Source organism: Arthrobacter roseus (genome assembly GCF_016907875.1).
Lineage (GTDB): Bacteria > Actinomycetota > Actinomycetes > Actinomycetales > Micrococcaceae > Arthrobacter_J > Arthrobacter_J roseus.
In genome coordinates, this window is record NZ_JAFBCU010000001.1 from 2,863,153 (window position 1) to 2,883,257 (window position 20,105).

A 20,105-nucleotide genomic window follows, 5' to 3' on the forward strand; every position below is an offset into this window, starting at 1 on the left:
GCCGTTAAGCGCAGAAATACTGCCACTGAACTCTTAGCGTGTGACTGACGACACGTAGAGTGGAAAGCGGGGTTAGAGTTTCAAAAAAGAGTGATCACGAACAGACAAGGGGTCGGAAGTGTCCAACGAAGAACATCAGGGCGACGCACTGGAGAACCTTCTGCAGGAGAACCGGAAGTTCCCCCCAAGCGAGGAATTTGCGGCCACCGCAGTTGCCAAACCTGCCATTTATGACGAGGCAAAGTCCGAAGGGACTGAATTCTGGGCAAGACAGGCGCGGGAGCTCCTCACCTGGGATACCGATTTCACGCAAACTCTCGACTGGTCGGACGCTCCTTTCGCCAAATGGTTTGTGGGCGGCACAGTCAATGCCGCATACAATGCTCTTGACCGCCACGTTGAGCAGGGCAACGGAGACCGGGTGGCTATCTACTTCGAGGGCGAGCCCGGTGACACCCGCACTTACACATACGCGCAGCTGACCGAGGAAGTGAAGAAGGCCGCTAATGCCTTCGAATCCCTGGGCGTTTCCAAAGGTGACCGTGTGGCCGTCTACCTGCCCATGATTCCCGAGGCCGTGATCACCATGCTCGCGTGTGCTCGGATCGGGGCGGTGCACTCCGTGGTCTTTGGTGGTTTCTCTGCCGATGCGCTGCGCAGCCGCATTGACGACGCCGAGGCGAAGCTCGTGGTCACCTCGGATGGAACTTATCGGCGCGGCAAACCCAGCTCGTTGAAGCCCGCTGTGGACCAGGCCCTCAAGAAGGAAGGCCACACCGTGACCAGCGTGGTGGTGGTCAAGCGCAACGGTGAGCCCGTCGAGTGGCAGGACGGCCTGGACCTCTGGTGGCACGACATCGTCGATTCCGCCAGCGCGGAGCACACGGCCGTAGCGCACGACGCCGAGCACCCGCTGTTCATCCTCTACACCTCCGGGACCACGGGCAAGCCGAAGGGCATCCTGCACACCACCGGCGGTTACCTGACTCAGAGCGCGTACACCCACAAGAACGTTTTCGACCTGAAGCCGGAGAAGGACGTTTTCTGGTGCACAGCGGACATCGGCTGGGTTACCGGCCACACATACGTCACGTATGGTCCGCTGCTCAATGGCACCACTCAGCTCATGTATGAGGGCACCCCTGACACACCTCATCAGGGCCGCTGGTGGGAGCTGGTGGAGAAGTACAAGGTGAGCATTCTTTACACGGCACCCACGGCAATCCGCACCATGATGAAGTGGGGGGACGAGATCCCAGCCAAGTATGATCTGAGCTCGATCAGGGTTCTAGGATCTGTTGGTGAGCCCATCAACCCGGAGGCCTGGATGTGGTATCGGAGGGTCATCGGCGCAGACAAGGCCCCAGTGGTCGACACCTGGTGGCAGACGGAAACGGGTGCCACTATGATCTCTCCTCTCCCCGGCATCACGGTCACCAAGCCCGGCTCGGCACAGGTACCGCTGCCCGGAATCTCCGTGGACGTGGTGGATGAGATGGGCCAGTCAGTTCCCAACGGTTCGGGGGGCTATTTGGTGATACGCGAGCCATGGCCGTCGATGCTACGCGGCATCTGGGGAGACCCGGAACGGTTCAAAGAAACATACTGGTCGCGTTTCGACAACATGTACTTTGCCGGCGACGGCGCCAAGAAGGACGCCGACGGCGACATCTGGCTCATGGGGCGGGTGGATGATGTGATGAACATATCCGGGCACCGCCTCTCCACCACCGAGATCGAATCAGCACTGGTGAGCCACCCGTCGGTGGCCGAGGCCGCCGTCGTGGGCGCACGGGATGAGACCACCGGGGAGGCCGTCGTCGCGTTCGTCATTCTGCGCGGTTCGGCGAAGAGCGACGACGACATCGTCACCACCCTGCGCAATCACGTGGGTCAGGAGATCGGGCCTATCGCGAAGCCTCGGCACATTCTGGTGGTTCCGGAGCTGCCGAAAACCCGCTCCGGTAAGATTATGCGCCGTCTGCTGAAGGACGTGGCCGAGGGACGAGAAGTGGGCGACGCCTCCACCTTGGCTGATGCCACGGTGATGCAGCAGATCGCTACGTCCATGCGGAAGTAGTCACCCCAGGCTGGAGCTGGTGCCGATCGGCGTCAGTTCCACCTCGGGGTAGTCACGCTCGATCCGGCGCAGCGCCCACACATCCGTGAACAGGGCGATCAGTTCGCCGTCGGAACGGGTCAGTACTTCGACGCCGCGCACAATTTTGAGAGCGGTCAGCGCCTCCGGCGTGGTGAGCCTTGCCAGCGAGAACGACAGTTGTTCAAGCCGCATGGGGGCGCTGAAGTCGTGGTCCATGCGGTCCTGGACCACTTCGAACTGCATCGGCCCGACGGCGGCCAGCACCGGAGCTTGATCACCTCGGAGGTCCGATCGCAGCACCTGGATGATTCCCTCGTGTTCGAGCTGAACGATGCCACGGCGGAACTGCTTGAATTTGCTCGGGTCCTTGGAGCGCGCCACCTGGAAGTGTTCCGGGCTAAACAGCGGGATGGGCGGGTACTGAACTGCCTGCTCCGTGTAGAGGCTGTCCCCCACGCGCAACGCGGAGGCATTGACCAGCCCGACGACGTCGCCCGGCCACGCTTCGTCGATCACTTCGCGTTCGCGGCCAAAGAGTTGCTGCGCATATTTGGTGGCAAAGGATTTCCCGGTACTCGCGTGGGTGACGACCATTCCGCGCTCGAAGATTCCGGAGCAGACGCGGATGAAGGCCACGTGGTCGCGGTGTGCTTTGTTCATTCCGGCCTGAACTTTGAAGACGAAGCCGGAGAACGGTGCGTCGACGGGGCGGGGTGTGCCGTCGACGTCTTCGCGTGGGCCAGCAGGCGGGGCGAGATCCACGAGGGTGTCAAGGATGTGCTTGACACCAGCGTTCTGGACGGCGGAGGAGAATAGCAGCGGGGTGGTTTTGCCTGCGAGGAATCCGTCCATGTCCTCGAAGGGCCCGGTTTCGGCGACCAGGGAGGCTTCGTCCACCGCGTCAGTCCAGGCTTGCCCTTCCTGTTCGAGCGCGTCTGCTGGGCTCAGGCGTTCCGCGGTTGCCAGCGAAGCACCGGCGTTGACTTTCGTGAAGCGGACAAATTCGTTTTTCTGCAGGTCCCACACTCCGCGAAAGTCGCCAGCTATGCCGACGGCCCACGTGAGCGGGACCGGGGTCAGACCAGTCCGTTCAGTGATTTCATCCATGAGGGCCAGGGTGTCCAGCCCGGGGCGGTCCCACTTGTTGATCACGGTGATGATGGGAAGATTACGTTGCCTGCAGACCTCGAAGAGCTTCATGGTCTGGGTTTCGAGTCCCTTTGCCGCGTCAACGAGCATGACGGCACAGTCCACCGCTGAGAGCACCCGGTACGTGTCTTCGGAGAAGTCGGCGTGGCCCGGAGTATCCAGCAGATTGATCACGGTGTCCCGGTAGGCGAACTGCAGGGCCGTTGAGCTGATGGAGATGCCGCGGTCTTTCTCCATTTGCATCCAGTCGGAGACCGTTTCTTTCCGGTTCTCTTTTCCGTTGGTCGCTCCTGCCGTACCGATCACCCGGGCGTGCAGGGCCAGAGCCTCTGTGAGCGTCGATTTTCCGGCGTCCGGATGCGAGATGACGGCAAAGGTGCGCCGCCGGGAGGCTTCCCGCGCAATGCTGCCGTCCTGGTTGCGTACCGGTTGCTGAACCTGCTGGGTCACGAAGCTGCTTTCACGTCTCATCGGGGATTGGCAGAACTGCCACTGACCAGTTTAGCCGGATTGCGCAACGCGGGTCGCAGCGCGTTGAGGCATAGTTAAGCCATGACAGCATCTGGTTGCAAGAATCTGCTCATCGTCAATGGCCCCAACCTGAATTTGTTGGGCACCCGCGAGCCCCATATTTACGGCGCCTCGACGCTGGCCGACATCGAACAGTTGTGTATTGTGACCGCAGAATCGCAGGGTTTCACTGTGGACTGTTTCCAGTCCAACCACGAGGGTGACCTGGTGGACGCCATTCATTCGGCGGCTGGTGATGCGGCAGGAATAGTCATCAACGCGGGCGCCTATTCGCACACGTCGATCGCGCTGCGCGATGCACTGGCGGGCGTGGGCCTGCCCGTTGTTGAGGTGCATGTGAGCAATGTCCACAAACGCGAAGAGTTCCGTCATTTCTCTTACTTGTCAGCAGTCTCGGATGCCGTCATTGTTGGCGCTGGCATTTCCGGGTACCGCATGGCCGTGGAGTACCTGACGGAGCGCATATGACGACGTCGGACCGCTACCGCCGGTTCGCCTCTGTGGAAGCGCGCGGCTATTCACCGGTTTATGACGAGTGGTGCACGGGAATCGCCAACGATCACGCCGTCCTGGCACTGATCGACGAACTTCCCGCGGTCAAGCGTCAACCGAACCTACTGCTCGCCGCCGCCCGGTTCTGCGGCGCGGAAACGGCTCATTATCCTGCGTTCCGTGCCTTTCTGCTGCGCAACTGGGACCATATTCGCCAGACCATGCGGGACCGCAGCACCCAGACAAACGAAGCCGGACGCTGCTCGGTCCTGCTGCCCCTGCTGGCCCGAATCGCGGCTGAGACATCCAGGCCGCTCGCCCTGATCGAGGTGGGCGCCTCTGCTGGGCTGTGTCTCTACCCTGATGCGTACGGCTACCAGTTCGATGACGCCCCGCTTCTTGGCCCCGGTCTGGTGGGGGCTCCGGTGCTGGAATGTGCAACCACCGGCAACCTTCCACTACCTACGGCCCTGCCTGACGTCGTCTCCAGGGCCGGAGTGGATTTGAATCCACTCAATGTCAACGATGACGACGACGTCGCGTGGTTGGAGGCTCTCGTGTGGCCCGAGCACGAAAAACGGTTGGTTCGGCTCCGTGCCGCAGTCAACAGTGTCCGCGGTGATCCGCCGCGCATTGTTCGCGGGAATCTGATTGAGGAAGTTGAGAGGCTGGTCAGGCAGGCACCCAAGGACGCCGTCGTTGTTGTTTTCCATAGCGCGGTGCTCGCCTACGTGGATGCGGAGGGGCGCAACGCCTTCCGATTAACCATGGAGCGACTGATCCAGGATCCAATAAGGCCGTGCCACTGGATCGCAAACGAAGGCTTCGGGACGCTACCGGAGCTTGAGAATCCGCTGGAGAAAGATCCCCAGGAGGTGCCGGGGCTCTTCGTCCTGAAACACAACGGAGAGACTGTCGCCAGAACGGGTCCGCACGGGCAGTCCCTGGACTGGCTAACGTAGCTCCTAGAAGGCTGACCACATAGGGTGCAGCGTGATGCCGAAGATCATTGCGGTCACCGCAATGATAAATGAGAGAACCCCCCACCACTTGTTCCCCTTGGCCCAACTGGCCTGAAAGAGCGAGCCGATCGCCAGCAAGACCGCAATAGCGCCGAGGATCACCGACAGGTTGTTCACGAACGGGATCCAGCACAGCAACAGCGCCACGAGGGCGACGACGAGCGCGGCAATGCCCAGCCCCCTACCCGCATGAGTTGTGAGCCCGTGCGTGTCGCACGGTCGCAGCGCACGTTGGTTGTACACGCTCTGTTCTGCATATGGGTTGTGGACTGGGCGCGGTGGACGGGACTCGTCCGTTGTCTGATTTTCCATGGTCCTCTGATGTTGATTCGGTAGCGTCACTTGGTAGCGCACTGACCCGATGAAACAGTCTCTGTGTACTGTTCCGCCTGCTCCGCGATGGGTCCCATGACGTCGAGCGAGAGCGCGTAGCCCACTGGGGCCTCGACGGTTGACTTGGCAAAAATGACTCCGCTGACTTTGCCTTGCATGGTCAGCAGCGGCCCCCCAGAGTTACCTTGTTCCACATTGGCGGCAAGGGTGTAGATGTTCAGTGGTTTGGGGTTTGCCCCATAAATATTCTGGACGTTGATGGGCGAGAGCGATTGGATGCGTGCCGGCTGGATCTGGAACGGCCCTCCCGAGGGGTAGCCGGCGAAGGCGGCGGTGGCCCCGTTTTCCAGCCGTTGTCCCAGCGAAAGCGGGTTAGCTGTCATCCCGCTGACCGCGATGACGGCAATATCCCGTGCTTCGTCAAAATGAACAACCCGCCCGGCCAGGGAGCGGCCGTTGGGCAACTGCACCACGGGTTCATTCACTCCAGCGACCACATGCGCGTTGGTGATCACCCGCTCCGGGGCGGCAACCCAGCCCGAACCAGTTTGGTTCTGTCCGCACTGGAATGCAGTTCCCATGATCTTGACCACCGACTTTGAGGCTTCCGCCAGGGCTGGGGTGTCAACTGCGGCGTTCGGAACGGGTGCCGGGTCTGCGGGCGCAACGTTGTCGATGATGCGCGGAATCCCGTCAGCCACCACGGCGCCGCGGAGTTTCGCGGACCACGCCATGACTGGGTCAGGCGTTACACGCGTGATGCCGGAGAGCACCTTGGAGGAGCTGATTTCCGTGGACAGAAAGGGGATGCCAAGAGCACCCACGCTGAAAGCAAGCATGGACATCACTAGGGCGGCAACGACAATGTTGGCGGCGCCGCCGAGCAACCTATCGATGAACCGGAGCGGACGGAAGTTCAACCATCGGCGGATCGCGGCGCCGAGCCCAGCGCCAACGGACTGTCCAATGACAATGAGCACAATGGTCGTCGCGATGATGGCGGCCACCCGCCAGCCCTCGCTGGGCACCCACTGGCTGACCAGTGGGATGGCAAAGAACGCCGCAACTGCGCCAGCAACAAACCCCACCAAACCACCGAGGGTCACCAGAAATCCGTTGCGCAGCCCCACCACAAGGTAGACCAGCAGTGCCAGAATCAAAACGATGTCCAGCATGGTTAACCCGAGCACTATTTACTCCAAACGGGCGGGTCGATGACAAGTACTTTTCTGCGGCACGTCAACGTGCTGTCAGTGGAAACAGTCTAGTCCCGGGTACTGACAATCAGCTGGAGAAGAGCCCGGCGCCGGGTTCGATAATCACGCCGTCGGGCGCCGGGCCAAGCTCCAGCGGATAAATTCCGGCTTCGCGCCATTCGCGGCGCAGTTCCTCTGCAAGCCTCGGCGCTATGAGCGCTACTCCGCAGTCCCCCGCCCCTGACCCAGAAGATTTCCCCGCACCTCCGGCGTCGTTGGCGAGCGAGGACAACCGGGCCAGCAATTCTGTTTCAATCGGGGCTCGGGCAGCACAGCCGAGCCACTGCAGCGCCTCGTGATTCGCGGTCAGCCCGCGCAGCACAGTTGACGCGTCATTAGCCGCAAACCCTTGCAGAGCCAGTCCCACCGCGGCGTTGCTGGCGCCGAGGAAACGCTGATATTCAGGACCTTCATCCGTCCGGAACCGATGGATTCTCTCCAGCATGGGCCCCGTAGAGGCAGGCGTCCCGGTCCACCCCACGCACAGTTCAAGCCCGTCCGGGAGCGTCAGAGGTTCGATCACCAGATGCGGCCACGGACCATCGATGATCATTTTCAGCGGTTTGCCCGAGGCCAGTTCCTCCGTCAGCCAGACCGGGGAGAAAGAGTTGTACCGCAGCCACCCTCCGAAAGTTGAGGCGGCGACGTCGGCCCCTGACCCGGACCCCTGACCGCGGAAGTGCGCCACGGCTGCCAGCCTGAAGACCAGCTCCGGCGCTACCGGCGTCTTGGAGGTCAGCTGTAGCAGCGCCGCGACCACGCCCACGACGACGGCAGCGCTGGAACCGAGACCGTACTTGCGGCCCGAGGAGTCGTCGAGTTCGCTCCGAACTTCCACATTTCCGCACGCGATACGATCGCTCTGATATTCGGCTATGGCCGCGATCGCCTCGCCGATGAAGACCAGTCTGGAATCCTCGACGTCGAACAGTGCCCGGCCGTCCTGGAGCTCCCAGGTAACTCCGGACAGTCCGAGGTCCGGAAGATCCAACCTGTTGGTGTCACTGGCCTCAATGGTGACAAAAACAGAGCGGCTGACCGCTGTGACAATACTGGGCTGTCCGGTTTCGAGGACGGCGTATTCGCCGGCGACCATCAGCTTGCCTGGAACGGCAACCCGGATCACCGGATCAGTCTTTTCGCTCATTCGCCGACGCGCGTGGCATGGGCTCGCGGACCGGGGTGGGAGACAAAGGTCTGAGTTACACCTGGAAGTTCTTTGAGCCGTGCATCGACAACGGCAGCGTCATCTGGCTGGCAGAGCACCACTACGTGGGGTCCTGCGTCCATGGTGAAGTAGGCGGGGACACCGGCTCCGCGCAGATCACGCACGGTCTGCATGATCTCCAGGGACGCCGGAAGCCAGTAGATGAAAGGCGGTTGGGCGGCGAGCGTGGTCGCGTGCATCTTCAGCGCATTGGATTCCGCCGCGGAGCCGAGTAATTCAAAATCCCGTTCCAGGATGCCGCGCCGCACGTTCTCCAGATCGCGGTCCACAGTGTCCAGCCAGCCACGGTAGAACGGTGACGTGTCCACGGTCCGGCGCATCCCATCTCGGCTGGAGACATCTTTGGCGCCGGCGTTGACACACGCAGCGATCATGACGACGTCCCAGTGCTTTTCATCCGCCACTTGCACCCCGTGTGAATCATGACCGTTCGGGGCCACTCCCATGTGCCACTGAACAAACCCGCCGTGGATGGAACGGCTGGCGGAGCCTGAGCCTCGTCGAGCAAGAATGGACAGCTGGGTATCGTCCAGCTCCAGGCCGAGGGCCGTGGCTGCCGCGGTTGCCAGCGCCGCAAACCCGGATGCTGAAGATGCCAGGCCAGCTGCGGTGGGACCGCTATTCACAGATTCGACGACGGCACGGACACGCGTGCCGGCCAACGCCCGGACGTGGTCAAGTGCTTCTGTTACCCGGCGTGTAGCGTCTTGGCCAGCGGGTTCGCCGTCAAGCCGGAATGCGTCTGAGGTCCGCGCTTCATCGAAGCGCACGCGGGTGGTGGTGTAAATTGCGTCAACCGTCATGGACAGGCTGGGGTTGGTGGGCAGAATGAGCTCTTCGTCCCGTTTGCCCCAGTACTTCACCAAGGCGATGTTGCTGTAGGCCGTTGCTTTCGCTTCCATCTGGCTATTGTCTCGTTTCGTTCACGCTGATTTCAGCGGCAGGTTCAGGGCAGCAGTCGGTGGCGGTTTGCCTTCAGCGATGCCAGGGAGTCCGCGCCCGTGAGGAACATGGCCGCCCGTAGCTCGTAGAGGATCTGTTCGAGATGTTCGACGACGGCTTCCGCCGAGATGCTGGCTGGCTTCAGCAACGGCATAGCGAATCCCGCTAGGTCCGCCCCGAGAGTCACTGCCTTGGCAACGTCCAGCCCGGTTTTGACCCCGCCGGAGGCGATCAACGGTAGTTCCGGCGCAGCCGCGCGAGCACCAGTCAAACATTCGACGGTGGGGATTCCCCAGTCGCTGAAAACCTCGCCCAGACGGCGCTGGCCTTCATCCGTTGCGCGGCGCGCTTCGATACTGGCCCAGGATGTTCCCCCGGCTCCGCTGACGTCCACAGCGGCGACGCCAACCTCTGCTAACCGTGCCGCCAGGGCTGGATCCACGCCGCAGCCCACTTCTTTGATGAGCACCGGACAATCCAACCGGTCCACCAGCAACTCGATCTTGTCCAGGAGACCACTGAAGTCTGTGTCTCCCCCGGCTTGCACAATCTCCTGCAGCGGGTTCAGGTGCAAGAAGATCCCGTCAGCACCCAGAAGGTCGATGGTTCGTTGAATGTCATCCGCGGTGACGCCCTTGTTCAGTTGTACTGCCCCAATATTTCCGAAGAGAGGCACCCCCGAAGCGGCTTCGCGTGCCGCCCGAAAACTCTCCAGGGCGTCCGGGCGCTCAATCAGAACTCGTTGACTTCCCACTGCCATCGGAATGCGCAGCTGGGCCGCGGCCTCGGCAAGATTACGGTTGATTTTTCCGGCTTCTTCGTTTCCGCCGGTCATGCTGGAAATCAGCAGCGGCGCCCCCAGGGCATGGCCCAGAAACTCGGTATCTGTGGTGACGTCGTCGAACGCTATTTCGGGCAGCGCCTGATGCACAAAGCGGTAACCGCCAAAACCGGTGGGCGTGGACATACTCACATCTTCATTGAGAACAATGTCGATGTGGTCGGACTTTCGCTGCACAATACCTGTCACTGAGCTTCCTCCACATTTCGTTCGTGCACGACGACGGGCCAGGTTTCCTGTGCTCCCGCTGACCGCAACGCGCTGGCCAGCGGCGCTACGGATTCGGCGTCGGGTGCCAGCGCCACGATGCAGCCGCCCAATCCACTTCCGGTGATTTTGGCGCCAAGTGCTCCTGCCTGCAGAGCCTCAACGATCAATGAATCCAAGGCGGAGTCACTCACGCATATCGCTGAGAGCTCCCGCTGCGCTACGTTCATGGACAAACCCAGCAGCTCAGCATCGCCCTCGCGCAGTGCGCGCTGAACATCATCGACCACCGCTGCCAGCTGATCCAGGTGCGTCTCGGTTGCGGCACGTTCTTTCTCGAAGCGGCAGCGAACACCCTCGACGGCGGCCCGAGTGTTGCCCCTCAGCCCAGAATCGGCGACGACCAGATGCATGGCGCGTCCCACCTGCAAGGGGGTAACAGGCCTGTCTTTGACAAATCGGAAGGGGCCCGTGGAGACCACGGCCTCGGCGTCGATCCCGCTCGGCGTCCCGTGCGCATGGACCTCTGCGATACGAACCAGATCCATCTCCTCTTCATGCGAGAGGACTGCACCGTAGTAGGCGGCGATGCCACGAACAGCCGACGCCGCTACCGCAGCACTTGAACCCAGTCCCCTGCCCGTGGGGATGGTCGAATCGACTTGGATCATCAGGTGCTCACCGGGATGCCCAACCGCCTTCACCGTCGCCCGGATGCAGTCGACCATTCCGCTGAGAATGTCCGGGGCGTCGTCGAGCGTTCCCTCGTAGTACCCGCTGGATACCCGGGAGGGGCCATCGATGGAAGAGATCCGCGCTCTGGCGTTCAACCGGGTGAACGGCAGTGCAATGGCGGGACGGTCATAGACAACCGAGTGCTCCCCTGCCAGGATCAGCTTTCCGCTGGCGAGTCCCAGCGCAGGTCGGGGAGAAGCTGTTGACGTGGAGAGTGGAGTGTTAATGGAGTCTCCCCAGAATTTCTTTGGCGGTGTCCACACGGTAGTCGTGGGCTTCGGCCAGCTGGCGGGCCACCTCGGCGACGTCGTTGCCGCTGGCTCCCGCCGTCATCGCCACAGAACGTGCGTGCAGTGCCATGTGCCCCTTCTGAATACCTTCCGTCGCGAGCGCGCGCAGAGCGCCAAGGTTTTGTGCCAGACCAACGGAAACTATGATCTGGGCCAGCTCTTCGGCGCTCTCAACACCGAGCATCCGCAGCGAGACCTGAGCCATTCGCTGAATCCCAATGGAACCGCCGACAATGCCCACCGGCATGGGTAGTTCAAGAACTCCGATCAGCTCGCCGTGCTGGCCTTTGGACCACTGCGTCATCGATGTGTAACGGCCCTTACGTGACGCGTAGGCGTGGGATCCGGCCTCGATGGCACGCCAGTCATTGCCGGTCGCGATGACCACGGCATCGACACCGTTCATCACACCCTTGTTGTGCGTCACGGCCCGGTAAACATCGCGCGCAGCAAACTGGTAGGCAGCAACGATGCCGTCTCGTACCTCTTCACCGCTCATGCCCGACGTCGCCAGCTGATCAGTGGGGATGGAACACCGCGCGCGCGCCAAACAGTGGTCCGTGAAGTTGGAAAGAATCCGAAGATGGACCCGTCCGCCGGAAATCCGCTCCACCGAACCGGCAATACCCTCCACCATGGTGTTGATGGTGTTCGCACCCATAGCGTCGCGGGTATCCACGATCAGGTGCACCACCAGCATTGCGGCGCCGTCGTCTTCTGCTGGCAGATCACGGACCTCAAGGCCCGTGGCTCCCCCGCCGCGGCGCTGCATTCCGGGCATAATTCCGTTTGCCTCGGCGATCAGCTCTTCAGCGTTATCCATCAGTCGCGTGCGCGCTTGGAGTGGATCCGCACACCCGAGTACCTGGATCTGACCGATCATGGTGCGGCCGGTGGACTCGGCTGTGAACCCGCCGGCCTCACGGATCAATTTCGCCATGTAACTCGCCGACGCAATGACGGACGGTTCTTCAATGGCCATGGGGACCACGTAATCGCGTCCATTGATTTGGAAGTTCAGTCCCACGCCCAACGGCAATTCATAGTGCCCGACGGCGTTCTCCACCATTTCGTTGGCGTGCACTTGTGCAGGGTCACGCAGCAGCAGCTCACGTTCTTCCGCGGTCAGACTAAATTCCTCTGCGAGTAACTCGACACGATCCTGCAGGCTAAGCCGATAGAACCCTGGGATACGTGATGAGCTCACTGGCTGGCCTCGGTTTTGACCTGCCAGTACGGTTTCCGTTTGTTCAGGAATGCGTCCATTCCCGCCCGCGCTTCTGGCGCACCGAAGAATCGTTGCGAGATGGGAAGCATTTTGTCCAGGTCCGTGCCGAAATCGGTGTCCCGATTCATGTGCAGCAGTTTCTTGGCCCCGGCGACTGCTTCTGGCGCACCCAGGGTCAGGTATTTCACGAGCTGGTCCACGGTGGCGTCCAGCTCATCAGGCTCCACGCAGTTGGTGAGTAGACCTGACTGCTCAGCCATGCGTGCGTCGAACAGTTCTCCGGTCAGCATGAGTCGCTGCGCTTCACGCGGATTCATCCGCCTCATGACCGGCGCGGAAATCAGCGCTGGAACACTTCCGATTCGCGTTTCCGTGAAAGCGAACGATGCAGTGGTCGAGGCGACAGCGATATCACACGTGGCAATGATTCCAATGCCGCCTGCCCTCGCGGCACCGTCGATCTTGGCGATGACAGGCTTTGGCAGGTTCCAGATCATTCGCAGCAACTCCAGGAGAAGGCTCAGCCCGTCGTCGTTGTTGTCCTGCCGAAGTTCACTGAGATCGCCTCCAGATGAGAACGCGGGACCGTCATGACCGATGACAATGGCGCGGACGCTGTCGTCTTCCTGGGCCGTGTGCAGCGCATCAAGCAGCTCCCGGAGCAGCCCCTTGGACAACGCGTTGCGGTTAGCGAGGGACGACAATGTGATGGTCGCCACCTGATCCTGTACCCGGTACCCGACTAGCTCCTGCCGCAAGGCTGCCATCTATCCTCCAAGGTCCTTGTGCCGCGCCCAACCCTCACGAAAGGTTGCTAAAAGGCCGAGTTTCACTCTAGCGTGTCCGCCGGTCACTCCCGTTCAGCCTCCGATGTATGACATCTCGATCTTCTTTCTTCCGGCTGGCCCCAGTCCGCCCGTGCGGGAGCTGCGCAACTCCGAGTATCGGTCGGTCCGACTGCGCCAGATACCAGCCATGACCTCAGAGAGTTCTTCATCTGTTGCCCCAGAGCGCAGCAGTGCTCGGAGGTCGTGGCCCTCCGTAGCGAATAGGCACGTGAACAACTTTCCCTCCGTCGAGATGCGAGTTCGGGTGCAGGTGCTGCAGAAAGATTGGGTCACGCTGGAAATCACGCCTACTTCACCACCGGTGTCCTTATAGCGCCACCGTGCAGCAGTTTCTCCACGGTAATTGGGCTCAATGGCCTCCAGCGGGAACGCCTCATTGATCCGGCTCACAACTTCCGACGACGGCACAACTTCCCCCAGTTCCCAGCCGTTGCTGCTACCCACATCCATGTACTCGATGAAACGCAGAATGTACGGAGTGTTTCTGAAATGCCGGGCCATCGGCACAATGTCGTGATCATTGTGGCCCCGTTTAACCACCATGTTGATCTTGATCGGGCCAAGCCCTGCTTCATGGGCGACGTCGATCCCCTTCAGGACTTTCGCGACCGGGAAATCCACATCGTTCATGGAGCGGAATGTCGCATCATCCAGCGAATCGAGGGAAACCGTAATGCGATCCAGTCCTGCGGCCTTCAGGGACTCTGCCTTCACGGCGAGCGCAGAAGCGTTGGTGGTCAAGGCAATGTCCACTCGTTTGCCCTGCGGAGTGCGGAGTTCGGCCAGCATGCCGATGAGCTCCTCCAGTCCTTTGCGGAGCAGCGGTTCTCCGCCGGTTAGTCGGAGCTTTTCGACGCCGTGCGCCACGGAAATCCGAGCTAACCGTGTGATCTCCTCGAAGGTCAGCAGTTCTTCGCGTGGCAGGAATGTGTAGTCTCGGCCGAACACTTCTCGCGGCATGCAGTACACGCAGCGGAAGTTGCAGCGGTCGGTTACCGAAATGCGCAAATCCCGGAGCGGGCGGTTGCGGGTGTCCAGGAGTTCGGAGGGAGTCATGAACACACGCTACGCGCCCTGTGGGTTGAACGCGAGGACCATCATTCCACCCTCAGAGGACAAATTGTGATATCGATCACTGTATGGTGAATATTGACGTACGCACTGCGGAGCCATGTGCATGTGATTAGGTATTACTTGCGGATGACGTCAGGCAAAATGAGAGCAAGCGTCACAAACTAAACAGGAGATTTCATGGATATCGAGGTTCTGCGCCGTGCGCCACTGTTCGCGTCTCTGGGCGATGACGTCTTCGCGGCTCTCACTGAAGAGCTGACCGAAGTAGATCTATCCCGTGGCGCGTCAGTATTCCGCGAGGGCGATCAAGGCGACCAGCTGTATTTCATCGTGTCCGGAAAGATCAAGCTCGGCCGCACAGCCCAGGACGGCCGCGAAAACCTCCTCGCTATCCTTGGTCCGGGCGAGCTGTTCGGCGAGATGGCGCTATTTGACCCGAGTCCCCGCACGGCTACGGCAACCGCAGTCTCCGAGACAAGGCTTGCAGGCCTTCGCCACGACAACCTACGCATGCTCCTGCAGAGCCGTCCGGAGGTCTCTGTACAGCTACTTCAGGCATTGGCACGCAGGCTCCGCCGCACCAATGAGTCCTTGGCTGATCTGGTGTTCTCCGATGTTCCCGGCCGCGTTGCAAAGGCTCTCCTTGACCTGGCAGACCGCTTTGGCCGTCCAGCCACGGATGGTGTCCTTGTTGCCCACGAGCTCACACAGGAAGAGCTCGCGCAGCTGGTGGGCGCCTCCCGCGAAACGGTCAACAAGGCCCTGGCCGAGTTCGTTCAGCGCGGGTGGCTGCGACTCGAAGCCCGCGCGGTCGTCATCCTCGACATCCAGCGGCTACGGCAGCGTAGCCGCTAGCACGTACGAGGCAGCACCTTCGCGGCTCTCAACGTCATCTCAGGTACAGGATCCCCGCAGCGCCTGGCTCAACGGCCACGCTGCGCGGACCCGCCCTCAGTTCCGGCGTTGGTCTGCACCTGCAGCATGTATTCGCCGTCCTGCTCAATCAGTTCCGGCTGAAACGTGCGCAGCGGACGTTTGTGTGAGAGGTAAGCAATGCAGCCCTTGGACGACGCTATCTTCTCCAGCGTCACCGGTACGGCGGGGACCGTAATTTCGCTCAGGATGAGGCCCCCGGCGAGTTCCTGGCCTGTTTCGTCGCCGAGGGCAGTGGTGTCCTGGTTCTGAACGATGTGGGTGGCGCACTTCCAAGCACCCCAGATGCCTTTGCTGGTGAGAAGTGAAGCTTCCTGGTTCACGGGTTGGGCTGCACCGAAGTACTGAGTGTTGAATCGCCGGTGAGCAAAGTCCGGGGAAAGCCAACGCGAGAGCGGTTTAAGCAGATCCGTTCGGACACCCAGGGCCCGCTTCTTCAGAAGTGAGGCAAAACTTTCATCTTCCGCAGCAACGGCCTCGCGCGCCGCCATCCACTCGGGGCCCCGGTTGTTTTCGAGTACCGATGAGTCATCGGAGCCTGCCAGGAGGATCCCCGTTTCCTCAAACAGTTCCCGGATGGCTGCGAAGACGTATTGGCGGGCAATCTGATGGTCGTCAATGCCGAGGTAGGCGGACCACTGGATGGGGGTGGGCCCGTACCAGTCCACGAGTTCCTCATCACTTGGCAACAGGCTTCCACCGGGGAACGCTACCGCACCCAATGGCGATTCACCTCCGCGGTAGGTGAGGTACGTCTCCGTACCTGCCGCAGTGTCGCGGACCAGCACCACCGATGCTGCGAGGCGTGGTTTGACGGGTGTTCGTTCACCGTGTTCCATCCAGCTCTGCGCCGCCCCGAGCTGATGCGGGGGGATGCGGAATAGCCGGGTTCTCTGCTCAGGCACTGGTACAGGCTAGGCGAACTCTACGATGACTTCCACCTCGACCGGCGCGTCGAGCGGCAGGACGGCCACCCCGACGGCGGACCTGGCGTGCACTCCGGCATCCCCAAATACTTGACCGAGGAGTTCAGAAGCTCCGTTGATGACTCCGGGCTGACCCGTGAACGTGGGGTCCGATGCGACGAATCCAACGACTTTGACAACTTTGGTGACTCGGTCAAGGTTGCCCAGGCGTTCCTTGATAGCGGCGAGTGCATTGACCGCGCAGGTGGCGGCCAGTTTCTTCGCGTCCTCGGGTGTTACGCAGGCGCCGACCTTGCCAGCGCCTGTGAGTTCACCCTTAATAAAGGGCAACTGCCCAGAGGTGTAAACGTAGGAGCCGCTGACGACGGCGGGAACGTACGCCGCTACTGGAGGCGCTACTTCGGGGAGCGTAATACCTAGTTCGTGGAGCCGTTTTTCGACGGCAGATTCAGCGGATTGGGCCGAGTTGTCAGCGTTCACGGCTATGCCTTCTCTCTTTTGAGGTAGGCAACGAGTCCGTTGTTGTCCGGGCCTGGAATGACCTGAACGAGCTCCCAGCCGTCCTCTCCCCATTGGTCGAGAATCTGCTTGGTGGCGTGGATGATGAGCGGAATTGTGGTGTACTCCCATTTGGTCATGCTTCACAGACTAGCCGGTGCTTGTAAAGTGGGTTTCATGGCAGCTCGTAATTCCCCTATTTTTGACACAGCTACCACTCTGGGAAAAATCATGGCCTTTTTGGGCGTGAGTGCTCTCAGCGGTGTGTTGGCAGCTGGACTTCTGGTCCCGGTGGCTGCGGCCGCGGGCACTGGCGCGTCCGCTTCCGTCGACTTCTTCGAACAGCTTCCGGCAGAACTTGAGCGTGCACCGCTGGCTCAACCAACGCAAATGCTCGCCTCGGACGGTTCGCTGATCGCCACCCTGTATGAGGAGAACCGGCAGCCAGTAACGCTGGATGCGGTCAGCGAGAACATGACCGATGCCATTATTGCCATAGAGGACAACCGCTTTTATGAACACGGCGGCGTGGATATGGAAGGCATCATCGCTGCGGCTGCCAGCAACCTTAAGAGCGATACAACCCGTGGTGCCTCCACGTTGACACAGCAGTATGTGACCAACGTTTTGCTCAATGCCGGTTCAGGTCAGATGAGCGGTAGTAAAACCATCGGCGACAAGCTGCGTGAGGCCAAGCTCGCCATTGCCGTCGAGAAGAGGATGTCCAAGGACGAAATCCTTGCCGGCTATTTGAACATCGTGCCATTCACGGGATCCGTCTTCGGCGTTGAGGCTGCCGCCCAGTACTTCTTCAACGTGGATGCCAAGGACTTGTCCGTCCCTCAGTCGGCGCTGCTGGCTGGCGTAGTCAATGGCCCTTCGTTCTACAGCCCAGAGGCCAATCCTGAGCGATCTCTGGAGAGACGTAATCTGGTGCTGCGCAGCATGCTCAAGTACGAGAAGATCACGCAGGAAGAGTACGACGCCGCCGTCAAGACTGATCTTGGCCTGAAAATCACTCCCCTTCCAGCGGGTTGCTACGGCGCTGTTCAAGCGGACTATTTCTGCCAGTACGTGGCTGACAAAATTCTGAACGACTCCACATTCGGCGAGACGCGCGAAATTCGTCAGGCAACGTTGTTCCGTGGTGGTCTGACCATCAAGACCACGTTGAATGCCAAAATTCAAGATGCCGCGAAGACCTCCGTCATGGAGACAGCCGCTGCTGCCAAGAGCTCAGAAGGTGTTGGCCACTCGATGGTGACGGTTGAGCCCGGGACGGGCAACATCCTGGCCATGGCGCAGAATACCAAGCTGAATCCCGCGCCGGACAAAGCAAACAGTGTTTACAACTTCAACGTCGACTACTTCGAGGGCGGAGATCCTACCAAGCCATTGGACGGCATTGGCGGCTTCCAGCCGGGGTCCACCTTCAAACCGTTCACCGTGGCAGCCTGGCTGGATGCCGGTAAAGCTTTGAACGACGTCGTTGATGGCAGCAAGACCACTTACCCTGTCGGTGATACGTGGGAAGCGAGTTGTCTTCAAGGTGGCCAATACGTTGTCGGACCTGAGGACTACACTCCTCAGAACTACAACGATGAGCACTACGGCAACTACACGGTCCTGAAGGGCCTTGCTCAGTCGTACAACACGGTGACCATGGCGTCTGCCAAACAACTGGACCTGTGCCGTATTTTCGATATCGCGTATGCAGCCGGTGCCCACCCGGCCAGGAGCGCAGACGGTAAGTACGAGAAATTTGATGTCCGTCCATCCGGCCTCATCGGGTCCGAAGCGGTGACTCCGCTGGCTATGGCTACATCCTTTGCAACGTTCGCCGCCGAGGGGCTACGGTGTGACCCTCGTGCTATCACCTCCGTCACAGCTGTTGACGGCCGCGAGTTCGAGGTCCCGGGCAAGTCCTGTGAGCAGGCCCTCCCCGAGGATGTGGCGCAAGGCGTCAACTATGCAACGCAAGAAGTCATGAAATCGGGCTCAGGTGCGCTGTTGGACATGGGTGGGGTCCCTACGGCGGGCAAGTCCGGAACGAATGACCCCAGGTCGCAGACCTGGTTCATGACGTACACATCGTCTATGTCCACGGCAAGCTGGCTGGGTAACTGGAAGTCCAACAGTACGAGCCTGTCGGAAATGAGTATTGGCGGGCAGGTGTACCCGGAAATTGATGGGTCATTCATTGCTGGTCCGTCGCTCGCGAGCATGATGCAGAAGGTCTCTGGCCTCCTGCCAGCAAAGGAGTTCCAGAATCCGCCGTCAGACATGCTGTACAGCCCTGCGCCGATCAAGCGTGATCGTCCGGACATCACTCCCCCGGGTAACCGTGACGGCGGCAATGATGACGGTGGTGGTGATGACCGTGGCAACGGTGACAGGACCATTGGTCCACCGGCCGATAAGCCAGGACCACCCAAGGACAACGACGACAAAGACAACTAATCGCGGATAACGAGGGGGCGACTGTGGACGACATAAAGAAGTTAACGGGTGCAGCGGCTGTCATCACGGTTGCCGGTGCCGCTGCTTTCGCCTACGGAAGCCTTATCGAGCCCCGTCGTTTCGAGGTACGTGAGGAGACCGTTGCGGCGTTGCCGCCCGGCTCGAAATCGCTGCGAGTACTTCACGTATCGGACATTCATCTCGTTCCGGGTCAGCAGGCCAAGATCGACTGGCTGAAAAGTTTGGTGGCTCTGGAACCAGATCTGGTGATCAATACCGGAGATAATCTGAGCCACCCCCAGGCCGTTGGTCCTTTGCTGGATGCCCTGGCACCCTTGATGCGATTCCCGGGTGTCTTTGTTCCGGGGTCCAACGATTACTACGCGCCTTCCATGCGAAACCCGCTCAGTTACTTCACATCGCCGTCGAAGGTGAAACATGAGCCGAAAGCGTTGCCGTGGCCTGAGATGTTCAACGCGTTCGGCAAGGCCGGTTGGGTTGATCTCACAAACCGCAACCAGTCACAGGTGTACGGTCGGCTGCGGTTGGACTTTAGCGGCGTCGACGATCCGCATCTTGGCAGGGACGTCTTTGCGGGCTTTCCCCTCGGCAGTTCAACCGGATCTGGCGCGCCGAACGTGCGTATCGGCGTCGCGCATGCACCGTATCAGCGCGTCTTGGACTCCTTCACGGATGCGGATGCTGACATTATTTTTGCTGGGCACACCCACGGTGGGCAGATCTGCATTCCCGGATATGGCGCGCTGGTGACCAACTGCGACCTGCCTACGTGGCGGGCCAGAGGACTCACCGTGTGGGAAAACAACGGGAAGACAGTGCCGCTGAACGTCTCGGCTGGAATCGGGGCTTCGCGTTTCGCGCCGATCCGTATTGCGTGCCGCCCGGAAGCTGTCCTGGTAACGCTGACGGCAAAATCCGCAGCCACTTAATCACTCGCTGATCGGGACTTACCAACCGCTGTGAACTAGGATAGTTGCTGAAGGACACAAC

19 protein-coding genes are annotated in these 20,105 nt (G+C 60.7%); 6 read left to right on the plus strand and 13 right to left on the minus strand.

What is annotated here, in order from left to right:
• Positions 1-118: 118 nt before the first annotated feature.
• The gene (gene acs, locus JOE65_RS13850) at positions 119-2,080 is read left to right on the plus strand and encodes an acetate--CoA ligase (RefSeq protein ID WP_205163743.1); all 1,962 of its coding nucleotides are present in this window, start codon (positions 119-121) and stop codon (positions 2,078-2,080) included.
• On the opposite strand, the gene JOE65_RS13855 is transcribed toward acs, so the two are convergent.
• The gene (locus tag JOE65_RS13855) at positions 2,081-3,700 is read right to left on the minus strand and encodes a peptide chain release factor 3 (protein ID WP_205163744.1); all 1,620 of its coding nucleotides are present in this window, start codon (positions 3,698-3,700) and stop codon (positions 2,081-2,083) included.
• 102 nt (positions 3,701-3,802) lie between these two features.
• Between JOE65_RS13855 and aroQ the strand changes: the two genes are divergently transcribed.
• Together aroQ and JOE65_RS13865 are read left to right on the plus strand one after the other, a co-directional pair.
• Complete coding sequence (aroQ, locus tag JOE65_RS13860) at positions 3,803-4,249, plus strand: type II 3-dehydroquinate dehydratase (protein ID WP_205163745.1); 447 nt, start codon at positions 3,803-3,805, stop codon at positions 4,247-4,249.
• Positions 4,246-5,235 (plus strand): DUF2332 domain-containing protein, encoded by a 990-nt coding sequence (locus tag JOE65_RS13865; protein WP_205163746.1) that lies wholly within the window; start codon positions 4,246-4,248, stop codon positions 5,233-5,235. Before aroQ ends, JOE65_RS13865 begins: the two co-directional genes overlap by 4 nt.
• Before the next feature lie 3 nt (positions 5,236-5,238).
• On the opposite strand, the gene JOE65_RS13870 is transcribed toward JOE65_RS13865, so the two are convergent.
• The 9 genes from JOE65_RS13870 to moaA form a co-directional block, all read right to left on the minus strand.
• Entirely contained in the window at positions 5,239-5,538 is a 300-nt protein-coding gene (locus JOE65_RS13870; RefSeq protein ID WP_205163747.1) for a hypothetical protein, read from the minus strand.
• Positions 5,539-5,633: 95 nt separating this feature from the next.
• Positions 5,634-6,818 carry a MarP family serine protease gene (locus JOE65_RS13875; protein ID WP_205163748.1) on the minus strand — a complete coding sequence of 395 codons (1,185 nt, stop codon included), beginning with the start codon at positions 6,816-6,818 and terminating at the stop codon, positions 5,634-5,636.
• A 94-nt stretch (positions 6,819-6,912) separates the two neighbouring features.
• Complete coding sequence (locus tag JOE65_RS13880; protein WP_205163749.1) at positions 6,913-8,031, minus strand: phosphomevalonate kinase; 1,119 nt, start codon at positions 8,029-8,031, stop codon at positions 6,913-6,915.
• Positions 8,028-9,014: a diphosphomevalonate decarboxylase gene (mvaD, locus tag JOE65_RS13885; protein WP_205163750.1), complete on the minus strand. Its 987-nt coding sequence runs from the start codon at positions 9,012-9,014 to the stop codon at positions 8,028-8,030. Before mvaD ends, JOE65_RS13880 begins: the two co-directional genes overlap by 4 nt.
• A 44-nt stretch (positions 9,015-9,058) precedes the next feature.
• On the minus strand, positions 9,059-10,084 hold the full coding sequence (gene fni, locus JOE65_RS13890) for a type 2 isopentenyl-diphosphate Delta-isomerase (protein ID WP_205163751.1): 1,026 nt from the start codon (positions 10,082-10,084) through the stop codon (positions 9,059-9,061).
• Positions 10,081-11,100 (minus strand): mevalonate kinase, encoded by a 1,020-nt coding sequence (gene mvk / locus JOE65_RS13895; protein WP_205163752.1) that lies wholly within the window; start codon positions 11,098-11,100, stop codon positions 10,081-10,083. Before mvk ends, fni begins: the two co-directional genes overlap by 4 nt.
• Positions 11,060-12,334 carry a hydroxymethylglutaryl-CoA reductase, degradative gene (locus tag JOE65_RS13900; RefSeq protein ID WP_338021653.1) on the minus strand — a complete coding sequence of 425 codons (1,275 nt, stop codon included), beginning with the start codon at positions 12,332-12,334 and terminating at the stop codon, positions 11,060-11,062. The genes mvk and JOE65_RS13900 overlap by 41 nt, the downstream gene beginning before the upstream one ends.
• Positions 12,331-13,122, minus strand: coding sequence for an enoyl-CoA hydratase-related protein (locus JOE65_RS13905; protein ID WP_205163753.1), 792 nt, complete (start codon positions 13,120-13,122; stop codon positions 12,331-12,333). The genes JOE65_RS13900 and JOE65_RS13905 overlap by 4 nt, the downstream gene beginning before the upstream one ends.
• 93 nt (positions 13,123-13,215) lie before the next feature.
• The gene (gene moaA / locus JOE65_RS13910; protein ID WP_205163754.1) at positions 13,216-14,259 is read right to left on the minus strand and encodes a GTP 3',8-cyclase MoaA; all 1,044 of its coding nucleotides are present in this window, start codon (positions 14,257-14,259) and stop codon (positions 13,216-13,218) included.
• A 195-nt stretch (positions 14,260-14,454) separates the two neighbouring features.
• Here moaA and JOE65_RS13915 point away from each other — a divergent pair, with 195 nt between their 5' ends.
• Positions 14,455-15,132: a Crp/Fnr family transcriptional regulator gene (locus JOE65_RS13915; RefSeq protein ID WP_205163755.1), complete on the plus strand. Its 678-nt coding sequence runs from the start codon at positions 14,455-14,457 to the stop codon at positions 15,130-15,132.
• A gap of 68 nt (positions 15,133-15,200) precedes the next feature.
• Here the strand turns inward: JOE65_RS13915 and JOE65_RS13920 are convergent, their stop codons facing one another.
• From JOE65_RS13920 to JOE65_RS13930, 3 genes are read right to left on the minus strand one after another with little or no spacing between them, the layout of a single operon-like run.
• Entirely contained in the window at positions 15,201-16,115 is a 915-nt protein-coding gene (locus JOE65_RS13920) for an NUDIX hydrolase (protein WP_205163756.1), read from the minus strand.
• Between the two features lie 9 nt (positions 16,116-16,124).
• Positions 16,125-16,616 (minus strand): Atu1372/SO_1960 family protein, encoded by a 492-nt coding sequence (locus tag JOE65_RS13925; RefSeq protein WP_205164246.1) that lies wholly within the window; start codon positions 16,614-16,616, stop codon positions 16,125-16,127.
• A gap of 2 nt (positions 16,617-16,618) precedes the next feature.
• Positions 16,619-16,774 carry a Sp36 family protein gene (locus JOE65_RS13930; RefSeq protein WP_205163757.1) on the minus strand — a complete coding sequence of 52 codons (156 nt, stop codon included), beginning with the start codon at positions 16,772-16,774 and terminating at the stop codon, positions 16,619-16,621.
• 37 nt (positions 16,775-16,811) lie between these two features.
• On the opposite strand from JOE65_RS13930, the gene JOE65_RS13935 reads away from it, so the two are divergent.
• Together JOE65_RS13935 and JOE65_RS13940 are read left to right on the plus strand one after the other, a co-directional pair.
• Positions 16,812-19,094 (plus strand): transglycosylase domain-containing protein, encoded by a 2,283-nt coding sequence (locus JOE65_RS13935; protein ID WP_205163758.1) that lies wholly within the window; start codon positions 16,812-16,814, stop codon positions 19,092-19,094.
• 23 nt (positions 19,095-19,117) lie between these two features.
• Positions 19,118-20,044 (plus strand): metallophosphoesterase, encoded by a 927-nt coding sequence (locus tag JOE65_RS13940; RefSeq protein ID WP_420827512.1) that lies wholly within the window; start codon positions 19,118-19,120, stop codon positions 20,042-20,044.
• Positions 20,045-20,105 lie beyond the last annotated feature (61 nt).